22 protein-coding genes are annotated in these 23,874 nt (G+C 37.5%); 7 read left to right on the top strand and 15 right to left on the bottom strand.

Annotated features, from left to right (window positions below):
• The first annotated feature begins 49 nt into the window (after positions 1–49).
• Both pta and ACTTKV_RS00225 read left to right on the top strand, forming a co-directional pair.
• Complete coding sequence (pta, locus tag ACTTKV_RS00220) at positions 50–1,417, top strand: phosphate acetyltransferase (RefSeq protein WP_442548678.1); 1,368 nt, start codon at positions 50–52, stop codon at positions 1,415–1,417.
• Position 1,418: 1 nt separating this feature from the next.
• A complete protein-coding gene (locus tag ACTTKV_RS00225) occupies positions 1,419–2,612 on the top strand; it encodes an acetate kinase (RefSeq protein WP_442548679.1) in 1,194 nt (397 codons plus the stop codon).
• Between the two features lie 72 nt (positions 2,613–2,684).
• Here ACTTKV_RS00225 and lpxD read toward each other — a convergent pair whose 3' ends face one another.
• The 12 genes from lpxD to ACTTKV_RS00285 form a co-directional block, all read right to left on the bottom strand.
• Positions 2,685–3,638, bottom strand: a complete 954-nt coding sequence (lpxD, locus tag ACTTKV_RS00230; protein WP_442548680.1) for a UDP-3-O-(3-hydroxymyristoyl)glucosamine N-acyltransferase — start codon at positions 3,636–3,638, stop codon at positions 2,685–2,687.
• Positions 3,638–4,099, bottom strand: a complete 462-nt coding sequence (gene ilvN / locus ACTTKV_RS00235) for an acetolactate synthase small subunit (RefSeq protein ID WP_223154204.1) — start codon at positions 4,097–4,099, stop codon at positions 3,638–3,640. The genes lpxD and ilvN overlap by 1 nt, the downstream gene beginning before the upstream one ends.
• A 5-nt stretch (positions 4,100–4,104) precedes the next feature.
• The gene (locus tag ACTTKV_RS00240) at positions 4,105–5,799 is read right to left on the bottom strand and encodes an acetolactate synthase large subunit (RefSeq protein WP_442548744.1); all 1,695 of its coding nucleotides are present in this window, start codon (positions 5,797–5,799) and stop codon (positions 4,105–4,107) included.
• A gap of 177 nt (positions 5,800–5,976) precedes the next feature.
• Positions 5,977–6,978 carry a tRNA 2-selenouridine(34) synthase MnmH gene (gene mnmH, locus ACTTKV_RS00245; protein WP_442548681.1) on the bottom strand — a complete coding sequence of 334 codons (1,002 nt, stop codon included), beginning with the start codon at positions 6,976–6,978 and terminating at the stop codon, positions 5,977–5,979.
• Positions 6,965–7,447, bottom strand: a complete 483-nt coding sequence (locus ACTTKV_RS00250) for an HIT family protein (protein ID WP_442548682.1) — start codon at positions 7,445–7,447, stop codon at positions 6,965–6,967. Before ACTTKV_RS00250 ends, mnmH begins: the two co-directional genes overlap by 14 nt.
• The gene (gene trpC / locus ACTTKV_RS00255) at positions 7,447–8,232 is read right to left on the bottom strand and encodes an indole-3-glycerol phosphate synthase TrpC (protein WP_442548683.1); all 786 of its coding nucleotides are present in this window, start codon (positions 8,230–8,232) and stop codon (positions 7,447–7,449) included. Before trpC ends, ACTTKV_RS00250 begins: the two co-directional genes overlap by 1 nt.
• Positions 8,229–9,494: a tetratricopeptide repeat protein gene (locus ACTTKV_RS00260; RefSeq protein WP_442548684.1), complete on the bottom strand. Its 1,266-nt coding sequence runs from the start codon at positions 9,492–9,494 to the stop codon at positions 8,229–8,231. The genes trpC and ACTTKV_RS00260 overlap by 4 nt, the downstream gene beginning before the upstream one ends.
• Entirely contained in the window at positions 9,473–9,838 is a 366-nt protein-coding gene (locus ACTTKV_RS00265; RefSeq protein WP_442548685.1) for a YkgJ family cysteine cluster protein, read from the bottom strand. The genes ACTTKV_RS00260 and ACTTKV_RS00265 overlap by 22 nt, the downstream gene beginning before the upstream one ends.
• Positions 9,835–10,542 carry a tRNA1(Val) (adenine(37)-N6)-methyltransferase gene (locus ACTTKV_RS00270; protein ID WP_442548686.1) on the bottom strand — a complete coding sequence of 236 codons (708 nt, stop codon included), beginning with the start codon at positions 10,540–10,542 and terminating at the stop codon, positions 9,835–9,837. Before ACTTKV_RS00270 ends, ACTTKV_RS00265 begins: the two co-directional genes overlap by 4 nt.
• Positions 10,539–12,791: a hypothetical protein gene (locus ACTTKV_RS00275; protein WP_442548687.1), complete on the bottom strand. Its 2,253-nt coding sequence runs from the start codon at positions 12,789–12,791 to the stop codon at positions 10,539–10,541. Before ACTTKV_RS00275 ends, ACTTKV_RS00270 begins: the two co-directional genes overlap by 4 nt.
• Complete coding sequence (locus ACTTKV_RS00280) at positions 12,788–13,750, bottom strand: NAD(P)/FAD-dependent oxidoreductase (RefSeq protein WP_442548688.1); 963 nt, start codon at positions 13,748–13,750, stop codon at positions 12,788–12,790. Before ACTTKV_RS00280 ends, ACTTKV_RS00275 begins: the two co-directional genes overlap by 4 nt.
• A gap of 25 nt (positions 13,751–13,775) precedes the next feature.
• A complete protein-coding gene (locus ACTTKV_RS00285; protein ID WP_442548689.1) occupies positions 13,776–15,116 on the bottom strand; it encodes a class II 3-deoxy-7-phosphoheptulonate synthase in 1,341 nt (446 codons plus the stop codon).
• A 144-nt stretch (positions 15,117–15,260) separates the two neighbouring features.
• Between ACTTKV_RS00285 and rarD (ACTTKV_RS00290) the strand changes: the two genes are divergently transcribed.
• The 5 genes from rarD (ACTTKV_RS00290) to ACTTKV_RS00310 are packed head-to-tail and all read left to right on the top strand — an operon-like array spanning position 15,261 to position 20,426.
• Positions 15,261–16,148: an EamA family transporter RarD gene (gene rarD, locus ACTTKV_RS00290; protein WP_442548690.1), complete on the top strand. Its 888-nt coding sequence runs from the start codon at positions 15,261–15,263 to the stop codon at positions 16,146–16,148.
• Complete coding sequence (gene rarD / locus ACTTKV_RS00295; protein WP_442548691.1) at positions 16,132–17,019, top strand: EamA family transporter RarD; 888 nt, start codon at positions 16,132–16,134, stop codon at positions 17,017–17,019. The genes rarD (ACTTKV_RS00290) and rarD (ACTTKV_RS00295) overlap by 17 nt, the downstream gene beginning before the upstream one ends.
• The gene (locus tag ACTTKV_RS00300; protein WP_442548692.1) at positions 17,012–17,464 is read left to right on the top strand and encodes a hypothetical protein; all 453 of its coding nucleotides are present in this window, start codon (positions 17,012–17,014) and stop codon (positions 17,462–17,464) included. The genes rarD (ACTTKV_RS00295) and ACTTKV_RS00300 overlap by 8 nt, the downstream gene beginning before the upstream one ends.
• Positions 17,465–17,517: 53 nt before the next feature.
• Positions 17,518–19,200, top strand: coding sequence for an McrB family protein (locus ACTTKV_RS00305; protein ID WP_442548693.1), 1,683 nt, complete (start codon positions 17,518–17,520; stop codon positions 19,198–19,200).
• A 2-nt stretch (positions 19,201–19,202) separates the two neighbouring features.
• Positions 19,203–20,426, top strand: a complete 1,224-nt coding sequence (locus ACTTKV_RS00310) for an McrC family protein (protein ID WP_442548694.1) — start codon at positions 19,203–19,205, stop codon at positions 20,424–20,426.
• Between the two features lie 41 nt (positions 20,427–20,467).
• Here ACTTKV_RS00310 and ACTTKV_RS00315 read toward each other — a convergent pair whose 3' ends face one another.
• Genes ACTTKV_RS00315 through gatB form a run of 3 tightly spaced genes read right to left on the bottom strand, consistent with a single transcriptional unit; the run spans position 20,468 to position 23,863 of the window.
• Entirely contained in the window at positions 20,468–21,523 is a 1,056-nt protein-coding gene (locus tag ACTTKV_RS00315; RefSeq protein WP_442548695.1) for a glycoside hydrolase family 3 N-terminal domain-containing protein, read from the bottom strand.
• Entirely contained in the window at positions 21,520–22,410 is an 891-nt protein-coding gene (locus ACTTKV_RS00320) for an NAD(P)H-dependent glycerol-3-phosphate dehydrogenase (RefSeq protein ID WP_442548696.1), read from the bottom strand. Before ACTTKV_RS00320 ends, ACTTKV_RS00315 begins: the two co-directional genes overlap by 4 nt.
• A 31-nt stretch (positions 22,411–22,441) precedes the next feature.
• Positions 22,442–23,863: an Asp-tRNA(Asn)/Glu-tRNA(Gln) amidotransferase subunit GatB gene (gene gatB / locus ACTTKV_RS00325; RefSeq protein WP_442548697.1), complete on the bottom strand. Its 1,422-nt coding sequence runs from the start codon at positions 23,861–23,863 to the stop codon at positions 22,442–22,444.
• Between the last annotated feature and the right edge of the window lie 11 nt (positions 23,864–23,874).

Below are 23,874 nucleotides of genomic sequence, written 5' to 3' on the forward strand. Positions count from 1 at the left end.
TATCTTTGTGCTAAAATCAAGCAATTTAAGTTCCTAAAAAAGGTCACAAATGAAAAGTTGTTACGTTTTTACAGACAAAAATTTAGCACATCTGCAAGAAATTATAGCTACAAAATTCAAAAAAGTTGAGATTTTTAAAATAATCCCAGATGAAAACGATAAAAATAACTTAATAAACTCAAATGAAAAAGAGTTTTTTCTCAAATTTATAGACAAATTTGATGAGGTAAAAGCCAAAAGCGACTTTGTTATAGTTCTTGGCTGTGAGAGCTTTAGTGTCTTTGGTAAAAGCGAGCTAAATTTAAAACTTGCTAAAAATTTAAACACGCCAATTTTTGACGAAAATGCAAGTGAGTTAAAAACACTAAATCCAAACTCAAAGCTTCTAATTACCGATAAAATTGATGAAATTTTAAACTACAACGCCCAGATCGTCACTCCTTTTAAATTTCAAAGCTTGCTTCTAAAAAGAGCCAAAATGGCAAATAAGACCGTTATTTTGCCAGAAAGCGATGATGAGAGGATCTTAAAAGCTGCTCACATCGTACTAGAAAAAGATGCGGCAAATATCATCTTACTAGGACTTGAGAGCGAAATTTCAAAAAAGGCAGCTGCTTTTGGGCTAAATTTGAGCAAAGCCAAAGTGATCAACCCAGCGCAAAACGAGCTGACAGATGAATTTGCAAAAAAAATTTATGAGCTTAGAAAGCATAAAGACGTTGATGAAGCCAAGGCTAACGCACTTGCAAAAGATAAAATTTACTTTGCCACGATGCTAATTCATGAAGGCTTGGCAGACGCACTAGTAAGTGGTGCTACAATGAGTACGGCCGATACGATACGCCCTGCCTTACAGGTCATAAAAACAAAGCCAAATGTAAGTGTGGTAAGTGGGGCATTTTTCATGGCACTTGAAGAAGAAATTTTGCTCTTTGCAGACTGTGCTGTCACGCCAAATCCAAGCTCAGATGAGCTTGCTAGCATCACGCTAAGTAGCGCTCAAACGGCAAGTGCATTTGACCTTAGTCCAAAGATCGCTATGCTGAGCTACTCTACAGCTGAGAGTGGAAGTGGGCCTGATGTGGAATTTATAAAAGAAGCTGCTAAAAAAGCTAGCGAGCTCGATGCAAATTTAAAAATTGCAGCACCTATTCAGTTTGATGCAGCTATCGAGCCAAGTGTCGCTAGCAAAAAGATGCCAAGCTCTGATGTAGCTGGGCATGCAAATGTCTTTATCTTTCCAAATTTAAACTGCGGAAACATCTGCTATAAAGCAGTTCAGCGAAGCGCAAACGCTCTAGCTGTGGGTCCGATACTTCAAGGGCTAAAAAAGCCAGTTAATGACCTAAGCCGCGGTTGCCTTGTCGAAGACGTGGTAAATACTATCCTAATCAGCGCTATACAAGCAGGAGAATAATATGAAAATTTTGGTTTTAAACTCAGGTAGTAGTTCGATAAAATTTCAACTTTTTGCAATGGATACCAAAACGAGCCTAGCAAGCGGTCTGGTCGAACAGATCGGCAGCAATAGCTCAAGGGCCATACTAAAAGCAAATGGCGAAATATACGAGATAAACCGCTTTATAAAAGACCACCATGACGGACTTGAAGCTATGAACGAGCTTTTTGTTACCTCACACACTCTGCACGATCTAAGTGAGCTTGACGGCATAGGACACAGGATAGTGCACGGCGGAGAGAGCTTTTTTAGCTCGATGATCGTTGATGAGAGCGTTATTAAAAAGATCGAGGAGATAAGCCCACTTGCCCCTCTTCACAACCCAGGGCACCTTGCTGGCATCAAAAATGCGATGAAAGAGAGTAGAAACGTGCCTCACGTGGTTGTTTTTGACACCGTTTTTCACCAAAGCATGCCAGAGTATGCCTACCGCTATGCCCTACCATACGATGTTTGCAAGACTCATCACATAAGAAAGTACGGCTTTCACGGCACTTCACATAGATATGTTTGCAAGCAAGCGGCTAAAATGCTTGGCATAGAGTTTGATAAATTTAACGCCATCTCGCTTCATTTAGGCAACGGCGCCTCAGCCTGCGCGGTGCAAAACGGCAAAAGTATCGACACATCAATGGGTCTAAGTCCACTTGAAGGGCTCATAATGGGTACAAGAAGTGGCGATATGGATCCAGCTGTAGTCATCTACCTGCTAAATATCGGTGTTTTAAAATGGAACGAGATTGATAACTTTTTAAACAAAAAAAGCGGACTTTTTGGAATTTGTGGCTCAAGTGATATGAGAGATGTCGTAGCTAAAATGGAAAATGACGAGCGCGCAAGGCTTGCATTTGATATGTTTTGCTACCGAGTTAAAAAATATATTGGTTCGTATTATGCCATTTTGGGACGCGTAGATGCGCTCATATTTACTGGCGGCATAGGAGAAAATGCACCAAATACAAGGCAAAAAATTTGTGATGATCTAAAGCATCTTGGCATTCACATAAATCACGATCTAAATTTCTCAAACGAGATAGGCGAAAGGTGCATAGATGATAAAGATGCCAAAATAAAAACGCTCATCATCCCAACAAACGAAGAGCTAGAAATAGCGATAGAAACAGCTAGAGTGATCAAAGAAAGAATACTTTAGATAAATTGCTTTGACGACTTATTTGTATATTTTAAAAGAGCTTTTGTAGGTAAATCCCACAAAAGCTTATGATTAATTTTTCTTAAAAAATCTCAAAATTTTTGCTTGAAATTTAAACTGCTCCGAAAGCTCCATTATCGGATAAGCTCCGGCGTATTTTTTACCACCTAGTAAATTTTTACTAACACCACCACGTGCTGCGATCTGTGCGAAGTCACCCACACTCACATGTCCAGTCGAGCCGCTTTGCCCGCCCATGACGACGTTTCTGCCTAGTATCGTTGAGCCAGCAAGGCCAGTTTGTGAGACGATAAGGCAGCCGTTTCCAAGCTCGCAGTTGTGCCCTATTTGAACGAGGTTGTCTATCTTTGTGTAGTTTGCGATCACGGTACTTTCAAATACTCCACGATCTATCGTCGTGCAAGCACCGATCTCGACATAATCGCCCAAAACAACATTGCCATTGTGATAAATTTTCACATGCTCGCCAGTTTTTGTGTGTGCATAGCCAAAGCCATCACTTCCAATCACGCAGCTTGCTAGCAGGTGACACTCATTTCCAACCACACAGTCGTTGTAAATGACAACATTTGGATGGATGATGCAGTTTTTGCCAATAGTCACATTATCGCCCAAAAATGCCCCAGCCATGACTATCGTGTTTTCGCCCACGCTCACGTTTGAGCCGATGTAGACATTTGGCATGATAGTAGCACTTGGAGCTATATTTGATGGCTTTGGCTCGCAAAATAATGGCTTTGCATAATCTTTACTAAGCAAGGCAAATGCAAGATGTGGATTGTCGCAGACAAGTGCGACCATGCCAGCTGGCACCAGGTCCAAAAGGGCTTTTGTGACCAAAATAGCTCCAGCATTTGAGTTACTTATAAATTTAGCATTTTTCTCGCCATCGCAGTATGTTAGCTCGGCCTTATTTGCATTTTTTAAAGAATTTAAGGCAAAAATTTCTATATCTTCTCCGCTAAAAGTAGCGTTTACTTTTAAAGCTATTTCACTTAGTTTCATCATATATCCATTATCACAGATCCGCCGCGTACGACGTCAACTGGGTTAAATTTCTTTATAGATTTTAAAAAGCTCTCTATCCTACTCGCATCGTCAGCCACCATGACGACTATATAGTTTTCATTTGTGTTTGTCACGATGCCGTTGTATGACTTTAGTATGGCCTCAAGGCCTGCAAAATTTTCACCAAGAGGAATTTTAACAAGAGCCATCTCTTTTTCGACAAATTCGCCACTTTCTATGACTTTATATGTTGGTATGAGCTTATGAAGCTGCTTTACGATCTGCTCTAAGACCCTCTCGTCGCCACTAGTTACGATGCTTAGTCTTGAGAAGTTGCTCTCAGGTATTGGAGCAACTGTAAGCGTGTCGATGTTATAACCCCTGCCAGCAAAAAGTCCAGAAATTCTAGCCAAGACGCCATGTTCATTTAAAACTATAACCGATATCGTTCTTCTTATACTGCTCATTTTTCTTCCTTGCTCTTTAATATCATATTATAAATCGCAGCCCCTGCTGGAACCATAGGAAGCACATCCTCAAAACGGTCGATCCTAACGTCGATCATCGCTGATTTTTTGCTATCGATCGCCTCTTTTAAAGCCTTTCTAAACTCGTCCTTACTCTTACAAACAAAGCCAACACCGCCAAAACCCTCAACGATCTTTGTAAAATCAGGCTGAAGGCTAAGGTCAGTCGACGAATAGCGTTTTTCATAGAAAAATGTCTGCCACTGACGAACCATGCCTAAGAAGTTATTGTTTAGGATTATATTGATAACCGGAGCCTTCGTCTCACAGGCAGTCATCAGCTCTTGGATGTTCATGAGTATCGAACCATCACCTGTAAAATTTATAACTAGATTATCTGGCATCGCACACTTTGCGCCAATCGCTGCAGGCAGGCCGTATCCCATCGTACCAAGTCCGCCACTTGTTACAAGCTGCCTTGCTCTATTAAATGGATAAAACTGCGCCACCCACATTTGGTGCTGGCCAACGTCTGTTGAGATGATAGCATCAGGTCCAGCTATCTTCGCAGTCTCTTCGATAACCCATTGTGGTTTAAGTACTGTGTCACTATCTGTATAGCTTAGAGGATTTAGCTTTGAATATCTATCTAAAATTTCTCTCCAAGGTGCGTAGTTATCAGGTTTTCCTTTTACTTCGTCATAAAGCTCTGTTAGCACATTTGCAAGATCTCCAACTATTGGGAAATGGGCGTTTATGATCTTTGAAATAGAGCTTGGGTCTATATCAATGTGAATTATCTTTGCATGTTTTGCAAATTCGTCCGTTCTGCCAGTGATCCTATCGCAAAATCTAGCTCCAAGTGAGATAAGAAGGTCACACTCACTTAAAGCCATGTTTGAAGCGTAGCTACCATGCATACCTGCCATGCCTAAATTTAGCTTATCTTTCGCGTCAAGAACGCCAAGAGCCATTAGAGTTTCGACCGCTGGAATGCCTGTTTTTTGCATAAATTTACGGATGATATCGCTAGCATTTGATGCGATCGCACCACCACCTATGTATAAAAGCGGTCTTTTTGCTTCATTTATCGCAACTGCCGCCTTTTTTATCTGTTTTGAATTGCCTTTATAGGTCGGCTTGTAACTTGGGATAGAAATTTCTTTTGGATATACAAAATCACCAAGCTTTGATGTAATATTTTTTGGAATGTCGATATGAACTGGTCCTGGGCGGCCTGATCTTGCGATATAAAAGGCCTCTTTTATAATGCGAGGCAGCTCCTCGACGCTATTTACTAAAAAATTGTGCTTGACGCATGGGCGTGAAATTCCAACCGCATCGATCTCTTGAAATGCATCTGTGCCTATCATAAATGTCGGTACCTGACCGCTTATAAGCACAATCGGTATGCTATCGCTGTAAGCTGTGGCAAGGCCTGTGACTGCATTTGTAAAACCAGGGCCACTCGTCACAAAAGCAACACCCACTTTACCGCTAACCCTTGCATATCCGTCTGCTGCATGTACAGCTGCTTGCTCGTGGCGAACCAGAATATGCCTATAGTAAGTTTGCTTGTATGTCTCGTCGTAGATATTTAAAGCTGCACCACCAGGATAGCCAAAGACTATATCGACACCCTCTTCGTGCAAGGCTTCGCTTATCATCTGTGAACCAGAAATTTGTTTTATCATCACTTTAGCCTTTTGATAAATTTATTGCAAATTATATCCCAAAGCATTTTAAATCCATTTTAACTTTCTAGCGAATTTTAGGTGTTACTTTGATTTTCTTGAAAAAATTTTTACCATCTTATAAAAATAGTACAAAATATTTTACATAAAATTTAATGTATTATTTTTAGTATTTTAAGCTTTATCTCTTATCTCGTTTAAGGTTTTTATAGCCTTGTCAAAGTCATCAGAATTTATAAAAACATTAATATTTTCATTTTTCTTATAGACTTTATCGTAGTACTTTGTAAGTAAAATTTCAGCTACTTTGGCAATGTCGTTTTGGTTAAATTTAGCCACAGCTTCATCTCTAGCTTCTTTATCTATAAACGGCGAAATTTTCCTTATGCACTCATCAAAAAAGGCCTTATCCACACTTTTATAATCGCTCGTGATGCACGAAATTCTATTTTCTAAACTTGCACTCACTTCAACATTAATGCCACTACGCATTGCCTCATAAAGGCTCTTTGGAAGCGTGAGTGAGCCGATCCTTCTACTCTCGCCCTCGATAAAGCAAATTTCATCTTTTAGCGTGATAAGTTTTTCAAATAATGCATCTTCAAAGCTCTTTTGGCTAGGTTGGGCACCGTTTATCTCTCCAAATACCGAGCCTAAATGATTTGCCATGACTTCAAGATCTATTGCCGGACTTAGAGCTCTTATAAGCTTGCTTTTGTAGCAGCCAGTATTTCCAAAAAGTGTTATAAATTTCGTACTTAAAGGGCCTTTTAAAAATTCCAAAACATGATTTCTATAAGCCTTGTAGCCACCATTTAGCCTAAAAACCCTATATCCAATCATACTTAGCACAAAAGCTACTGATCCTGACCTAAGTCCGCCCTTTGCGCAGTAAATGCCAATAGCTGAGCCAACCCTGCATCTTTTATAGACTTCATCAATGATATTTTGCAGATTATTGCAGATATATTTTGCGCCAAGGCTCTTGGCTAGAGCTCTATCGTTTTTGTAGATAGTGCCTACCTCTTTATGCTCTGCATCGTTTAATGCGTATAAATTTATGGCGTCCTTTATATGTGAATAGCTAAACTCATGAGGTGATCTAGCGTCTATTAAAATTTCAAACGAGCTTCTTTTTTCTAACCACTCGCTTACATCAAGCTCATATAGTGGCACTAAAAGCCTTTTTTAGCTTTTCAAAAAGCGGATGAAATGGCGTTCCATTCACTCTCACATCGGCGATTGTCGTTATGAAATTTGTATCTCCACTCCACCTTGGAACAAGATGATAGTGTACGTGCTCAGCGATGCCAGCTCCGCCTGCCTTGCCTAAATTCATACCGATATTTACACCTTGAGCATGAAGCTCTTTTTTTAAAATTTTAACACCAAGTCTTACAAATTTACTCATCTCAAACCAAGTCTCTTCATTAAGCTCTTCGATCTTATCTGTGTGCTGATTTGGTATTATCATGAAATGCCCTGGAGAATACGGATATAAATTCATAATCCCAAAGCAATGCTTGGCTCGAAAAAGTACGCCGTTTTTCTCATCATCGTTTGAGTTTATAACATCACAAAAAACGCAACTATCTTTTTTGGCACTAAAGTATTCACTTCTCCAAGGGGCACAAAGGTGCTGCATTACTCACCCTCCTTTATCTTTTTGACGGCATTTTTTATGTCATCTTGTCTCATAAAGTGCTCTCCGATCAAGAAAGCATCTACACCTATTTTACTTAGCTCTCTAAGCTGCTCGTGCTCATATAGTCCACTTTCGGCTACTATTATCTTGGCATTTGGCAAAAGTGGTATTAGCTTTTCGCAAAGGCTCATATCCATCGTAAAATCATCTAAATTTCTGTGATTTATCCCTATTATATTTGCTCCTGCAAAGATCGCTTTTTTCACATCGCTCGCATCATGGGTCTCCACCAATACTTCAAGTCCTAGATGATGAGCGTAGTCTAAAAGCTCTTTTAGCTCGCCTTGCGTTAGTGCTTTGGCAATAAGCAGGATAAAGTCTGCTCCGTAAACAAGTGCTTCAAGAATTTGATATTTATCAATGATAAAGTCTTTTCTAAGGATCGGCCTTGAGGCGTAGCGGCGAACTTGAGTGATGTATTCAATATCGCCTTTAAACCAATGTGGTTCAGTTAATATACTAAAGGCATTTGCGTACTGCTCGTACTCTTGCGCGATTTTTATCGGTTCAAAATCCTCTCTTATCACGCCCTTGCTTGGGCTAGCTTTTTTGATCTCGGCTATGATTTTTATCGGCTCATTCTCACTTGATCTAAGTGCGTTCAAAACATCTCTTGGCACATATGGGTTATATGCTAGTGAGCGACCAAGCCACTCCATAGGAAACTCGGCTTTTCTCTTTTTAAGGTCTTCTTTTGTCTTTTTTATTATCTCGTCAAGTATCATTTTTTAAGCCTTTTGTTTAAATTTATTATACAGCGTTCTATTAGGTGTAGGTGCTCTTTTGCCTCTTTTGAAGCTCTAAAATCTACATCTTTCATTGCATGTTGCATGATACTTTTTGCTTTTTTGCACTCACCTAGCTTAAAATAACCCCACGCTAGCGAATCCTCGTAATAAGGCGAATCAGGCGAGATATCAAGTGCTTTTTGCACAAGCTCTACACCCTTTCTAGGATCTATATCATGATCTATTAGCAAGTAGCCATAGTAGTTAAAAAACATATCATTTTCTAGTTTTGGCACACTAGCTTCAAATTTATCTAAAATTTCAGTCATTTTTTGTTCATCTAAGCTGTCTTTATTCATCTCATATTCGTAAATGGCAGCCTTTGCTAAAAAATTTAAATCCCTACTTTCATTATAAATTTTAACAGCAAGTATGTACGCATCGCCAAAATTATTCGTTGCAGCATAAAGATCTATAAGTGTTGTATCGTTATAGCTATATTTTTTTAAAATTTCAATGGCTGCTTTGTAATTTTTTTCATAGATAAAAAACTGCACGATCTTATCAAGATACGAGGTATCATGGCTTAGGTCATAAAGCTCTTCAAAAAGCTCGATCACTTTTGGAAAATTTCTTTGCTGGGAGTAAATTTCAGCCAAAAGTTCACAAGTCTTTAGCGTGCATCCTTGATCCTCTTTAAATTTTTCAAGATACTTTGTAGCGTCTTTTATCTTATCCATGCGATTTATCAAAATATCAACGATACGGAGTAAATTTTCTTCTTCTGGCTTTAGCAAATACGCCTCTTCAAAGTATTTTAAGGCTGTTGCTGCCTCATTTTGCATCATACAAATCGTGCCAAGCATGAGTAAATTTTGAGCATTTGGCTCTTTTGTGGCTAGCTCTTGCATCAAATTTTTAGCCTCATTTAGCTTTGAGAAATTTACTAAATTTGCGATCTTTATACGGATAAAGTCACTATCATCTTTTAAATTTTTTTCTCCTTCACTCATAAGAGCGTTTAAATTTTCATTCTTAGTCGCAAAGGCAAGTTTGATAGCCTCTTTTAGATAAGTTTTTTGATTTGTATCTTTAAAAATGTTTATGTAGGCTTGAATGCTAGCGTTCACATCTCCACTATCTTGAAACAACAAAGCCTGCATTAGACGTAAATTTATACTTTTATTATCTTCAGCCAAAAGTAGCTGCGAGTTAAAAAAGATGCTTATAAAAATTACTAAAATTTTACGCCAACGCATTCTGCTTTTAACTCCTTTAAATTTTTTTTAAAATAATCCCAAAACGGAAAAGTCCTGCACTGTTGCGGCCTTAGCTCATAAACAGAACAGTTTTTATTGGCTTCATCAAAAAATATGCAAGCAAAGCCATCCTCATAAGGCTTTTCTTTTATACTACACCTTAGCCCAACTCTTATTAAAAACTGCTTTTCAAACTCATCTTTACTCATCTCAAAAGCTGTGCAAAATTTTGAAATTTCTTCTTCGTTTATCCAAATATACCCACTATCACCAGTGCAACACTTGCCACCGCAGCTCTCGCAAAAGCTAGCATCAAACTCATAACTAAAACCTTGTACTTTCACGCTAATTCCTGATAATCAACGCTGTTTGTATTAGCTTTTTTAAAAATTTCAATCGCCTCTTTTGTATGCGAGCCATTTTCACTCATCACTAAAGGTGGCAAAACTTTTAACTTTGAGTTTGAATTATTTCTTATCTCAAATAGGGCTAAATTTGCTGGTTTATCAGCCTTTGTATGAATAAATTTTAGGCTTACTAAATTTAGCTTAAACTCTTTTAGACACGTTACGATCTCACTAATATCATCAGGAGCGTAGCAAAAAAACGCCCTTTTGTGCGGTTTTAAATTTACACTTATGCCTTTTATAAAGTCTTTTAGACCCAAAGAACTCACATATCTACTAACCTTTATATGCTCGTTTTCACTCTGCTTTGTACCCTCGTGATAAAATGGAGGATTTGAGACGATGAGGTCAAATTTTTCACTATCTTTAAATTTTGCAAAGTCGGCATTTATAAATTCTGCCTCCAAGCCATTTTGATGAGCATTAAATTTAGAAATTTCACCATTTATTTTCAATATATCAAGCGAGCAAAGAGTTGCTTTTTCAAAGTCACGCTTAAGCAAAAGTCCTAGTATCCCGCACCCTGCGCCAACATCTAAAATCCTACCTGAAAAATTTTTCAAACTTGAGCTTATAAAATCATAAAGTACCAGCGTATCGCTGTTGTAGCGATAGCCACTTTGAAGCTGGGCTAAGATCATCTATAAACCTTGATTATAAAGCCACGCGTAACATCTTTTACGATCACTTCGGAGCTAAAACTGATCCTAGCAAAATCACCAAATTCTTCTTTTATAAGTCCAGCTGCTGCCTTCGCACGCTCTTTGCCAACACCATAATTTACATAGTTGTTTAGCCTACCAAGGTCGTCTTTTTTGATACTTTGAGCCACATTTGATGGGATGACAAAATTTTTCTTATCTACGATTGGAATTATCTCGTAGAGGTAGTTTGAGTTAAATCTTTGTAAAAATTCACTCACCCTATTCTTGCACATCACGCTGACCTTATCGTTTGCGTCCATATCGTCGCACTCTAGGCTAGAGATCAAAACGAGTTTTGTTGGAGTTTCAGGTTTTGTCGTAGCTTGTAAAATATTTTTTAAATTTACATTTTCATTTTCGAGCTCATCTTGCCTATTTAAATTTTGCTCAATATCCTTTTGAAGCTCAATGATTTGAGCATTTACTGTATTGCCCTTTGCGCCGGATGAACTAAGCTCGCTTATCTTAGAATTTAACCGCTCGATAGTCTTATTGCTCTCGTTTAGCTTTTGTTTTGCGCTTTCAAGCTCGTTTTGCAAGCTTAGCAAATTTTTGCTACCACTGTTGTTGCTGTCTACCAAAAGTGTCGAAGTGTCAACTATCTTTTTTTGCAAAATATTTATTTGCTGACGCAAAATTTCATAGTTTTGCATATCGATCTTTAGCGTCCTTTTTTGCACCTCAAGCTCATTTTGCTTTGAAGCTAACATTTGACTAGTTTGCGTAAGATTATTTTCCAGCTCTTTTATCTTTTCATCTTTTGAGTTTATCTTTGTATTTAAATTTTTCAGCTCACTCTCATTTGAGCTAAGTTTTTGAAACTGTAAAGAGAGGGTTTGATTTTGTTCAAACAAGGTTTTTAAAAATTTATTCGTTTTTGCATCAAGCGTTCTTAACTCATCTCGCGCATTTTTAAGGCTCTCTTCGCTTAATTTTAGCTTTTTATTTAGCTCATCCAAGCTTGCATTTGCATCTAAATTTTGCTTATCAAGTCTTTTGTTTGCTGCATTTGCTCGCTCGAGTTCTTTTTTAAGCAAGCCGATATTTTCATTTGCAAGTTTATTTTCTTGCTCGTTTTTAAGATTTTTTTGTTTTAGATCATCGAAACTTTTACGAAGTGCTGCTAATGAGGCATTTAGTTCTAAATTTTTGCCATTGTAGTTTTCAACTGCTAGATCTTTTGAGTTTAGATTTTTCTTTATCTCATCAAGCTCATAAATTCTATCTTTTAAAGCGGTTTTATTTGACTCAAGTGCTTCCTCAAGATCGATTATTTTATTTGCTTTTTTTGAAAGCTCATCTTCCATAACACTTTTTTGTGTCTCAAAGCCATCAGCTAGTGCATTTATCTCTTTTTCATAGCTAAATTTTTGAGCATTAGCATCATTTTTGACTCGCTCGATCTCTTCTTTTAAGATCAAAATTTCCTTTTTTTCGTTTTTCTCTTTTTCTTTTTGAGCATTTTCATACTCTTTTATTATCGCTTCTCTTTGATTCAAAGACGCATTTAGTTCAATATTTTGCTCTTTTAGTGCAGTAAAATTTGCATCAAGATTTTCTTTAAATTTATTAAAATTTGCCTCGATCTCTTTTATCTTATTTTCATCGCCATTCTTGGCTTCACTTATAGCGTTTTCAAGATCGATTATCTTTTTTTCATATGCCTTTGAGCTCTCTATCATATCGGATTGAGCCTCATTTAGACGTTTTGTTAAAGTCTGGATATTTTCGAAGTGCTGCATCTCAAGCTCGCCTAGAGTCTTTTGATTTTTCTCTACTATCTCGTTCTTTTCATTTTCAATATTTTTTTTCAACTCCGAAATCTTGCTTATAAAATCTAAATTTTTCTCACTAATATCGATATTATCAGCAGCTAAAATTTGATTTTTTTTGCTCAGCTCACGAACTTGCTCTTTGAGTTCATTTACATTATTTGATAAATTTAAGTCACTAATTTCAGTAAAATTTTGCATATAGCTTTTTGGTGTTATATAACCACCATACTCGTATAGATCGTCCTTACTGATATATTTTTGTTTCTCTTCTTCTGAAAGGTTGTCAAAATTTATAGAATAAATAGTCTTGTTTATATCGTTTGGCTTTTCCTCATATTTTTGAGATCTTAAAAATGAGAGGCAAAAGCCAAGAATCAAACAAAAAAAAGCTAGTAAAAATTTATTTATCAAGCTTGTGCCTTGCCTTTTAAAATGTCTTTAATGACACTATGAGCATGATTTAGGGCCACTACGATCGAACCGCCATTTTTTAATACAATATCACCGCCAACATAAAGCCCTGGTACGCTACTTTGGTAATTACTATCGACTATTGGAGTGCCTTTATCGTCAGTTTTGATTTGGCATTTTTGTAAAAAATCAACCGGACTTGAGCCACCGATCGCATAAACAACTCTGTCATATACGCGAATTTTGCCATTTTCATAATGTACTCTAACCTTACCAGACTCGTTGTCTATCTCGGTTATATCGTGATTTAGCCTTACTTTTATCTTGTTGTGTTTCTCAAGCTCCCAAAGTGCAGTTAAATTTGTCTCATTAACACGACTAAAGTTATCTTTTCTGTAAGCAATAGTCGTTTTATTATACTGGCAAAGTTCTATTGCATACTCAACCGCCGAGTTGCCACCGCCAACAACAAGTACTTTTTCTCCATTTGTACAGCTGTCAAGGTTAAAATTTACCACTGAATTTAGTGATGGCGGTATTTTATAATCAGGCTTGTTTGGACGTCCCATTTTACCAATAGAAATCATCACATTTTTAGTTTTATAGACTGCTTTTGATGTGGTTACGTTAAAAATTTCTCCGTCTTTTTTTACACTCTCAACTTCAGAATTAAAAAAAGCTTCAATTTTTTCAGTGTCAAGCAGCTTATCAAAATAGTCAAGCGTACTCTCTTTAGTACCATCCTCAAATGAAACTAGCCCATGGATCGTACTATCTTGTCCTTTATACTCTTTATCTACACGCTTATTATCTTTGTAAAATTTTCTGATCGTTTGGCTATGATTGTCACCTTTTTCAAGGAGCAAAACATTATTTAAGCCATTTCTTTTGGCTTCAACAACGCTAGCGATCCCACAAGGTCCGCCACCAACGACAATTAAATCATAAACATTTGCCATTTTCTCTCCAAAATTTATAAATTTCTTAAGCCTTCTTAACCAGATCAGCCATCAAAAATGCAAGCTCAAGCGCCTGATCAGCATTTAGTCTTGGGTCACACTGCGTCTCGTATCTTTGCTCTAGCGAGCTCTCAGTAAGCTTTAATGCCCCACCAGTACACTCTGTCACATCTTGACCTGTCATCTCAAGATGCACGCCGCCAGCTCTTGTACCCTCGGCCTTGTGAATTTCAAAAAAGCTTCTAACTTCGCTTATGACCTTGTCAAATTCTCGAGTTTTGTAGTTATTTGATGTCTTGACTGTGTTGCCGTGCATTGGATCGATGCTATAAACGATATTTAGTCCCTCGCGTTTTAGTTCTCTTAAAATTTTTGGTAAATTTTCACCGATCTTATCAGCACCCATTCTAATTATCACATTTAGTCTGCCAGCTTCATTTTCTGGATTTAGTTTATTTGCAAGTGCGATAACATCTTCTGCTTTTGCACTTGGTCCGATCTTCACGCCAATAGGATTTTTCACGCCACTTAAAAAATGTACGTGAGCGTCGTTTATACCACGTGTTCTCTCACCTATCCAAAGCATATGAGCCGAGCAATCATACCACTCACCGCTAAGACTATCAACCCTAGTTAGCGCTTCTTCATAAGGGAGCAAAAGTGCTTCGTGAGATGTATAAACTGCAGTTTGATTTATCGTTGGTGTGTTTGCCGAAGTGATACCGCAAGCTGCCATGAAAGATAGAGTTTTAGTTAGATCGTCAGCTAGCTTTGCGTATTGTTCGCCTATCTCTGGCTTTTTAACAAAGCCTAAATTCCATTTATGTACTTGATGAAGATCAGCCAAACCACCTCTTGAAAATGCCCTTAATAAGTTCATTGTCGATGCACTCTGATAGTAGGCTTCTATCATGCGTTTAGGATCAGGTACTCTAGCTTTTTCATCAAATTCAAAGCCATTTATGATGTCGCCTCTGTAACTTGGAAGTTTGGCGCCATTTATCTCTTCATAATCGCTACTTCTTGGCTTTGCAAACTGCCCTGCCACTCGGCCCACTTTGACCACTGGATAGCCACCTGCAAATGTCAAAACTATCGCCATTTGAAGTAGGACTTTAAACATATCTCTGATGTTGTTTGCATTAAAATTTGTAAAACTCTCAGCGCAGTCGCCACCTTGAAGCAAAAATGCCTCACCGTTACAAACTTTTGCAAGCTCTTCTTTTAAACTTCTAGCCTCACCAGCAAACACCAAAGGAGGAAGTCCCTTTAACTTTTCTTCAACCTCTTTAAGTTCTTTCAAATCTGGATAATTTGGCTGTTGCAAGATATTAAATTCTCTCCAGCTATCGCGGTTCCAAGTCATTTATTTTCCTATCTTTTTTGCCTTAATTAAACGCTGATTATATCACGGCAAACTTAAAAAAATAAAAGCTATTAAAGGGCTATTAAAGATATTTTACATAAAATCAGTAGTTTAAATTTAGACGAAAAAGAGCATAAATTTTTAATGATCCAAGGCATTTTTTATTCACTTTTGGCATCAGTGTTATTTAACTGCATATACTACATGTCAGTACTCATGAATCCAATTAGTACACAAGCTCTTTTTGGTTACCGCATGATATTTACTTTGCCTATCGTGATCGCAGCTATTTTTTTACTAAAACAACAAAGAAATTTTCAGTTTTTGCTTTTAAAAATTAGACTTAGGCCAAAAATTTTATTGATTTTGTTTATCACATCATTGTTAAGCTCATTTCAGATGTTGCTTTATCTCTGGGCACCAAGCAACGGCGCAGCACTAAAGGTCTCGATCGGCTACCTCATCATGCCAATAGTCATGGTTCTTTGCGGACGACTATTTTTTAAAGAACACCTCTCAAAAACAAAGCTCGCTTCTATCTTTTTTGCTGCTCTTGGCGTCTTTAGTACAGCTATAATCAGTGGCGGCATCTCATGGGAGAGTGCTGGGGTATTTTGCCTTTATCCAATATATTTTGTGCTTAGAAAGCACTACAATCTTGCAAATTTCTCAAGCTTTGTCATTGAGATAATTTTTATGTTTTTATTTTCATTTTATTTCGCACTTACAGCTGATATGGACTTTGTCGTGAGTAAAAATCCAAACATTTACTATCTACTTATCTTGCTTGGCATTATCAGCGGTGCAGCTCTCATTTCTCAGATAATGTCAAGCACGCTTGTGCCTATAAACGTTCTTGGACTACTTACTTATTTTGAGCCAATAATGATGCTTTTTGTCTCATTTGCCATAGGTGAGAAACTGGAGCAAAGCTCATACTTTTTGATGATATGCCTTGCTATTTCGGTTGCACTTTTAATGATCGACAGTATAAATTCCATAAAAAGCAGCAAAAATGCAAAAGCTAAATGAAAACCAAAAAGGCATCATCTTTGCACTTAGTGCATTTTTTATGTGGGGATTTTTGGCGGTCTATTTTAATCTTTTTAGCAAAGAGATCGATGCTTATGAAATTTTAGCTCACAGGATCATTTGGTCATTTTTCTTAATGGGTGCGATGCTTTGTTTTAGTGGCAAAATGGGTGAAATTTTTTTATTACTAAAAGACCTAGGCTCACTAAAAGCACTATTTTTAAGCGGCACTTTTATCACTATAAACTGGGGCGTTTATGTCTATGCAGTTGGTAATGGTAAAATTCTTGATACTAGCCTTGGCTACTTTGTCAATCCTCTAATAAACATGCTACTTGGTGTTATCGTCTTTAAAGAGAGACTTGGTAAAAGTGGCATAATAGCCATTTGCATTGTGCTGATAGCTGTCTGCATACAAATTTATTTTCAAGGCGGCTTACCATTAGTTTCTATCATTTTGCCACTATCCTTTGGACTTTACGGCGTTGTTAGGAAAAAAGCAAAGATTAGTGCATTTAACGGACTTTTCATCGAAACACTCTTTATATTTCCATTTGCGTTTGGCTACGTTTTATGGCTAGTTTTTAACTCACAAAGTCACTTTGGACTAAACAACGACTCCCTTTTAATGATCGCTTCAAGCATCGTTACCATTGTGCCACTTATCTCTTTTAATGCGGCTGCTACGAGAATAAATTTAACTACTATCGGCTACTTACAATACATCTCGCCAACCATTGCGATCCTTTGTGCAGTCTTTATTTTTGGCGAAACATTAGACGGCTACAAGATTGTCTCATTTTGCCTTATTTGGCTTGCACTTGCGATAATCAGTATAAATAAATTTACAAAAAGGAATAAAAATGAATAACATAACAATCTACTTGCTTTTGGCATTTTTTGCAGCACTCATCTTATATTTTCAGATACAAAAACTCACCAAAAAGCTAGATGAAGAAGGAGCAGTACCAGCCTACCAAAAAGCAGCACAAGAAGCCTTAGAGAGCTTAAGCAACAGTGAAAAATATCCTAAATTTTGCGGCATTATCCTAAAAAAGATAAATGGCTTAAGACAGGATATTTTATTTGAAGATGCACTAAATGATGCAAGTGATAAAGACAAGGCACTAAACGAGCTTGAGCAAACAAGAGAAAAGATAGAGACTTTAGCAAAACAAGAAAATGCAAACTGGGAGAGCGAGCTCTTTGCGATCTTGGACGAGCTTGATGGGTTTGTAAGGGTAAATTTCAAAGACGGCGAAAACAAGGCCGAGAGTTTAAGAGACGAATTCAAAAGAGAATTTGATGAGTTGTGAAAAGATACTTAAAAGGTCTGAAGCTATAAAATAAAAAAACTAAGGATAGAAGCATGATAAGCGATAGTTTAAAAAATGAAATTTTGGATGGATTTAAGTATTTTATAAATAGATACAAACAAGGTACAAAATACAGCAAAAACGAAAAAATAACACGTGATAAGTTAAGTAATTTTCGTGAAAATTTAATAACTTTTTCTGAAGATATATTTAGTGGATTTGAGACTGTAGATCATGGGATGTGGCAAAATAGTGGAAATATTTCAGAATATATATGGAATAGATATAAGCCCTTTAAAAATGAATCTCATTTAGTTATTTATTTTGCCGTTTTAGCAAAACCTAGCAATTTTTATGTATCCATAGGACTAATCGATACAAAACTGAGCGACGCAGAAAAAAAACTAAAAAATGAAATATATAACTTCTTGGAGTCAGAATGCAAAAAGATACATGTTGATGGTTTTAAGCTTGATAAATTTGAATTTGAATTTGAAAAAAATATATTTTTTGCTATAGAGAATGTAGATACTTTTACAACTCTTGACTACACAAGCTTACTTAATACACTAACAAATGTATATCATCTAACGTATGAGAAATTTTATAAAAATACAGAAAACAATCAACAAAACAATAGTGATAGTGAAGGATATAAAATGACCGATGATGACAAAAAATCAACTTATCCACTTAATCAAATCTTATATGGCCCTCCAGGAACTGGAAAGACATACAGTACAGTGACAAAAGCTATCGAGATAATAGAAGAAAGAAAAGTTGATATAAGCGAAAACAAAAATGATCTAAAAAAGAAATTTGATGGATATATACGAAGTGGACAAATAAAATTTATAACATTTCACCAAAGCTATGGATATGAGGAATTTGTTGAGGGCATAAAGCCTGTATTTGATAGCGAAAATGAAGATGGCGATATAACTTATGAGATATCAAAAGGAATTTTTTATCAGTGCTGCGAAAATGCCCTGCTTCTTAGTGGATACAAAGGCAAGCTTAGTGATTTTTGCGATTTGCCAAAAGAGGAGCGACAAAAGTTTTTTAATGACAGCACTCCAAAATATGCCATCTTTATCGACGAGATCAACCGCGGAAATATATCCAAAATTTTTGGCGAGCTAATAACGCTCATAGAGCCATCAAAAAGACTAGGTGCGGATGACGAGATAATAGTAGAGCTACCATACTCAAAAGAGAAATTTGGAGTGCCGTCAAATTTATGCATAATAGGCACGATGAATACAGCAGATCGAAGCATAGCCCTTATGGATACGGCACTTAGAAGAAGGTTTGAGTTTGTGGAGATGATGCCAGAATACAATAATCTAAAAGAAGTTGCCGGCATAGATATTGGACAAATGCTAAAAACGATAAACGAACGTATAGAGTATCTTTACGACAGAGATCATAAGATAGGGCATGCTTATTTTATAAATGTGTCAGACATGGAAACACTTGCAAATGTCTTTAAAAACAAAATTTTACCGCTACTACAAGAGTATTTTTACGACGACTGGGAGAAAATAAGGCTAGTTTTGGGCGATAGTCAAAAAAATGAGGATTTGCAGTTTATTAAAGTCAAGAGCAGTATGGACACAGAAAAACTATTTGGAGGAAAAATAGATGATATAGATGATAAAGTCTTATATGAGATAAATCACGAAGCCTTTAACGATCCGCAAAGTTACATAAAAATTTATAGCCAAGTAAATTAAAGATGAAGCAAAGCCAGCTAACGATTACTGAGTTTGAGCGTATATATCAGCACAGTATAAGCAAAAAAGACTTTGCTGATATAGAAAATTTTATCCTTAAAAATAGCGATGAAAATGCGCCGTTTTTAAGGATAGCAAGCGGAAGTGGCGGGAAATTTATACAGGCGAGGAACTATGTCGGCGTCTTGCAGACAAAAAGTGGCTTAACGATAGAGATTTTGCCAAAAATAGCAGACAAAAACGACGCCGAAAAATCAAAAGTAGTTTTTATAAAAATGCTAAGGATGCTAAAAAATTTCCCATTTAAAAGCTCAAATTTAGCCAGTTTAAAAACCCAAAATTTACCGCTTTTGGAAATTTTCATCTCTATGTTTTTGTGTGAGCTTGAAACTCTTGTAAAAAAGGGAATAAAAAGCGACTACATAACGCTAGAAAATAACCTAAAGTTTCTAAAAGGAAAGCTAAATATAAACGAGAAGATCAAAAGAAATAGCATCCACAAAGAGCGATTTTATGTAGAATACAGCGAATTCTTAAGCGATATAAAGATAAACCAGATCATAAAAACAACGCTTAAATTTCTATACAAAAAGTCAAATTCCAGCAAAAATCAGCAAAAAATACGTGAGCTTTTATTCATATTTGATGAAGTTTCTATGTGTAACGATTATAAAAATTTCTTTACAAACTACACTATAAACCGCCAAGTAAGACACTACGAACAAACGCTTTTATGGTGCAAGATCTTTCTTTTGGGAAACTCTTTTACTCCGCACAAGGGCGACGACTTGGCCCTTGCATTGCTTTTTGATATGAACGCGCTTTTTGAAAGCTATGTTGGAAATTTTATTAAGAAAAAGCTTCCCGGCACCATATTGCAACACCAGGAAAAATATCTTATTGAAAAACCAAGAGAATTTAAGTTAAAACCAGATATATTCTTAGAAGGCAAATTTATAGCCGACACAAAGTGGAAAATCATCAGGCAAGATATTAATGAAAGCGAGAAAAAGTATAAAATCTCACAAGCCGACCTATATCAGCTCTATGCCTACGGCAAAAAATACGAGTGTGGCGAGCTTTATCTCATTTACCCAAAGATAGACGGCATAGAACAAGAGTCTATGAAATTTAAATATGAAAAAGATATGCAACTTGAAATTTTATACTTTGATCTAGAAAACGACTCCGAAAACGATAAACTTATTGAAAATTTACTAGCATAAACTATTTTGTTATCAAGCTAAATTTTAGCCACAAGCCAGGTTTAAAGCTTCGCTTTTAGGGCCATTATCCTCTTGTATGAAGCATCGATTCGCTCTTTGCTGATCTTTTTCTCATTTACGGCATCGACTATGATCTGAGTGACTAGATCAGCCGTTCTTTGGTTATTTATCTTAAACTCACTAAAAAGTAAGATATCGCCTCCGGCATTTATAAATTTCACCACCTTTTGCGCCAAAGCTTCGTCGCCAACGCCTTTCATCAGCATATCATCGCTGATAACTACGCCATTAAATTTAAGCTCATTGCGAAGCAGATCAGTTATTATTTTTTTAGAAAGTGTGGCTGGATTGTCCTCGTCGATGCCCTTTACAAAAAGGTGCCCGACCATGATGATCTGCGCTCTACCGGTACTTATAGCGTCTTTGTATGGTAGCAGCGCATCTTTGCTTAGCGTGACCTCGCTCTTATTTTTATGCGAATCCTCTTTTGAGCTGCCGTGCCCTGGAAAGTGCTTGATCGTAGTTATCACGCCCTGCTCTTTAAATGCGTCCATAAAGGCATCAGCGTAGATCACCACCTTGCTTGCGTACTCACTAAACGCCCTTTGCTTAGCGGCGATGATCGGCGAGTTTTCATCGTGTAGATCGACTACTGGCGCAAAATTTAGATTTATGCCACACTCTTTTAAATTTATAGCCATTTTTAAGTAGAGATCATAAGCGCTTTTGATATCAAGCGTGCTTGCGACCTCGTATGCGCTAGGATACGGGCCGTCAAAGCTTTTATCCTTCATACGGCTTACATTGCCGCCCTCTTCGTCGATGGCGATGAAAATTTTAGGATTTTTTTCTTTGATCGCTTTTATACTAGATTTTAGCTGGGCCTTGTTGGTGATGTTTCTGCCAAGCAGCATCACACCGCCGAATCTCTCATATCCAGCGTCGCTTAACATCGCGCGAAACGCAGCGTCTTTTGTACCAGCTCCGTTAAAGCCGACCATTATCATCTGCGAGACCTTAGCTCTTAGGCTAACTTCTGCACCGCTTAGCTCCAGAGCAAAAATGGCCACAAAAAGTATAAATTTTAAAGCTCTCATCTTCTTCCCAAAAGCGATTTAACGCTTTCAAAAACATCTTTGCCATTTAGCATATTTTCAACCTCACTGGCAATCGGCACATATATACCCCTCTCTTTAGCGATCTTGCTAATGGCTCTTGCAGTATCCACGCCCTCGGCCACTTCGCCAAGCTCATTTAAAATTTTCTCTAGCCTCTCGTGTCTTGCGATGCCAAGACCCACGCGGTAGTTGCGAGAAAGTATCGATGAGGCGGTCAAAAAAAGGTCACCCGCACCGCTAAGCCCCATAAAAGTCTCATCTTTTGCGCCAAAAAATTTGCCAAACCTAGCCATCTCGACAAGCCCGCGCGAAATGAGGCTCGCCCTTGCGTTATTGCCAAGACCAAGTCCGTCGCAGATACCACCAGCTATGGCGATCACGTTTTTATACGCCCCACATACTTCAGCTCCGATCACATCATCAGAGGTATAGGCTTTCATATAGCTTGGAAAAAATGAAGCAAATTTTAAAGCCAAATTTTCATTTTTAGAATTTACAACCAAAGCACAAGGCAACTTTTGCATGATCTCTTTTGCAAATGTCGGTCCTGAGAGAAAGGCTAAATTTTCTCTATCCACAAAATCCTCATAAATTTCATTTAAAAATTTAAGATTTGCCGTGTCTATACCCTTGCTAGCAACTAGGATCTTTTGACCTTTGTTTTTGTAGTTTTGCTTTAGCCATAAATTTGTAGCTTGCGTTGGGATCGTGCAGACTAGATATTCGCATTCCAGAGCCTCTTCTAAGCTTACAAAATTTAGCATCTCTCTTGGCGTTCTTGAGCTGATGACGCACTTGTTATTTTCACTAAATGCGTGAAATAGCGCACTGCCCCACTTGCCAGCTCCGATGACTGCTATGCTCATTTTAGCCCTTTTTAGCCCTTTTTAGCCTATTTTAGCCTATTTTAGCCTTTAAAAGCTCATTGACCTTGCCTGGGTTAAAGGCACCCTTGCCCTCTTTCATCACCTGACCGACAAAGAAACCAAACATCTTCTCTTTACCGTTTTTATACTCTTCAACTTTGTCAGTATTTGCAGCCAAAATTTGATCTATGATCGCTATGATCGCTGAGTCGTCACTCACTTGTTTTAAGCCAAGCTTTTCGATGACATTATCAACGTCCGCATCATTTTCCATTAGGTAATCCAGAACCTCTTTTGCAGCCTTGCCGCTTATCGTGCCATCCTCTATGCGTTTTAGTAAATTTATCATTTTAGTACTATCAACTGGACTTGTCTCGATCGTTACGCCGTTATTTAAGCGACCAAGAAGCTCGACTATAAGCCACGTAGTAGCAAGCTTTGGAGCAATTCCAGCGGCGATCAGCTCTTCAAAATATCTAGCCATTTCAACGCTTTGAGTTAAATTTAGTGCATCACTCTCTTTAACACCAAGCTCGCTTACATATCTTGCCACTTTTTGCTCGGCAAGCTCTGGAATTTTTATCGCTTCATTATACATCTCTTCTGGGATCTCAACTGGCAGCAAGTCTGGATCAGGAAAGTACCTATACTCCGCGCTATCCTCTTTGCCACGCATAGATCTTGTCACCAAATTTGTCGTATCAAACAGCCTCGTCTCTTGATAGACCTCTTCGTCGTATTTACCATCTTCCCAAGCTGCACTTTGACGCTCTACTTCGTAGTCGATCGCTTTTTGGATAAATTTAAATGAGTTTAGGTTTTTTATCTCAACTCTTGTATAAAGTTTAGTGTCGCCTTTTGGACGGATAGAGACGTTTGCATCACAGCGAAAGCTGCCCTCTTGCATATTCGCATCACTTATATTTAAAAAGCGAAGGATCGAGTGTAGTTTTTTAAGATAAGCCACCGCTTCATCACTACTTCTAAGATCTGGCTCGCTAACTATCTCAAGAAGTGGCGTACCGGCTCTATTTAGATCAACCAAACTCTCGGTTTCTTCATGGATGTTCTTTCCAGCGTCCTCTTCAAGGTGGGCTCTGGTTACACCGATGCGTTTTTTAGTGCCATTTACATCTATAATAAGCTCGCCACCTTCAACGATAGGGATTTCAAACTGTGAAATTTGATAGGCTTTTGGAAGATCTGGGTAAAAATAGTTTTTTCTATTAAATACTGACTTTTTGTTTATTTTAGCGTTTATCGCCGTACCAAAACTTATCGCCTTTTTAACAGCTTCTTTGTTTAGCACAGGTAGCGCTCCAGGCAGAGCTAGGCAGGTCGGACAAACATGAGTGTTAGCTTCGTCACCAAAGCTAGTAGAGCAAGAGCAGAAAATTTTAGTTTTTGTATTAAGCTGAGTATGAACTTCTAAACCGATAACAACTTCAAACATATTTTTACCTT

It is taken from the genome of Campylobacter sp. (assembly GCF_052169515.1).
In the GTDB taxonomy this organism is placed as follows: domain Bacteria; phylum Campylobacterota; class Campylobacteria; order Campylobacterales; family Campylobacteraceae; genus Campylobacter_A.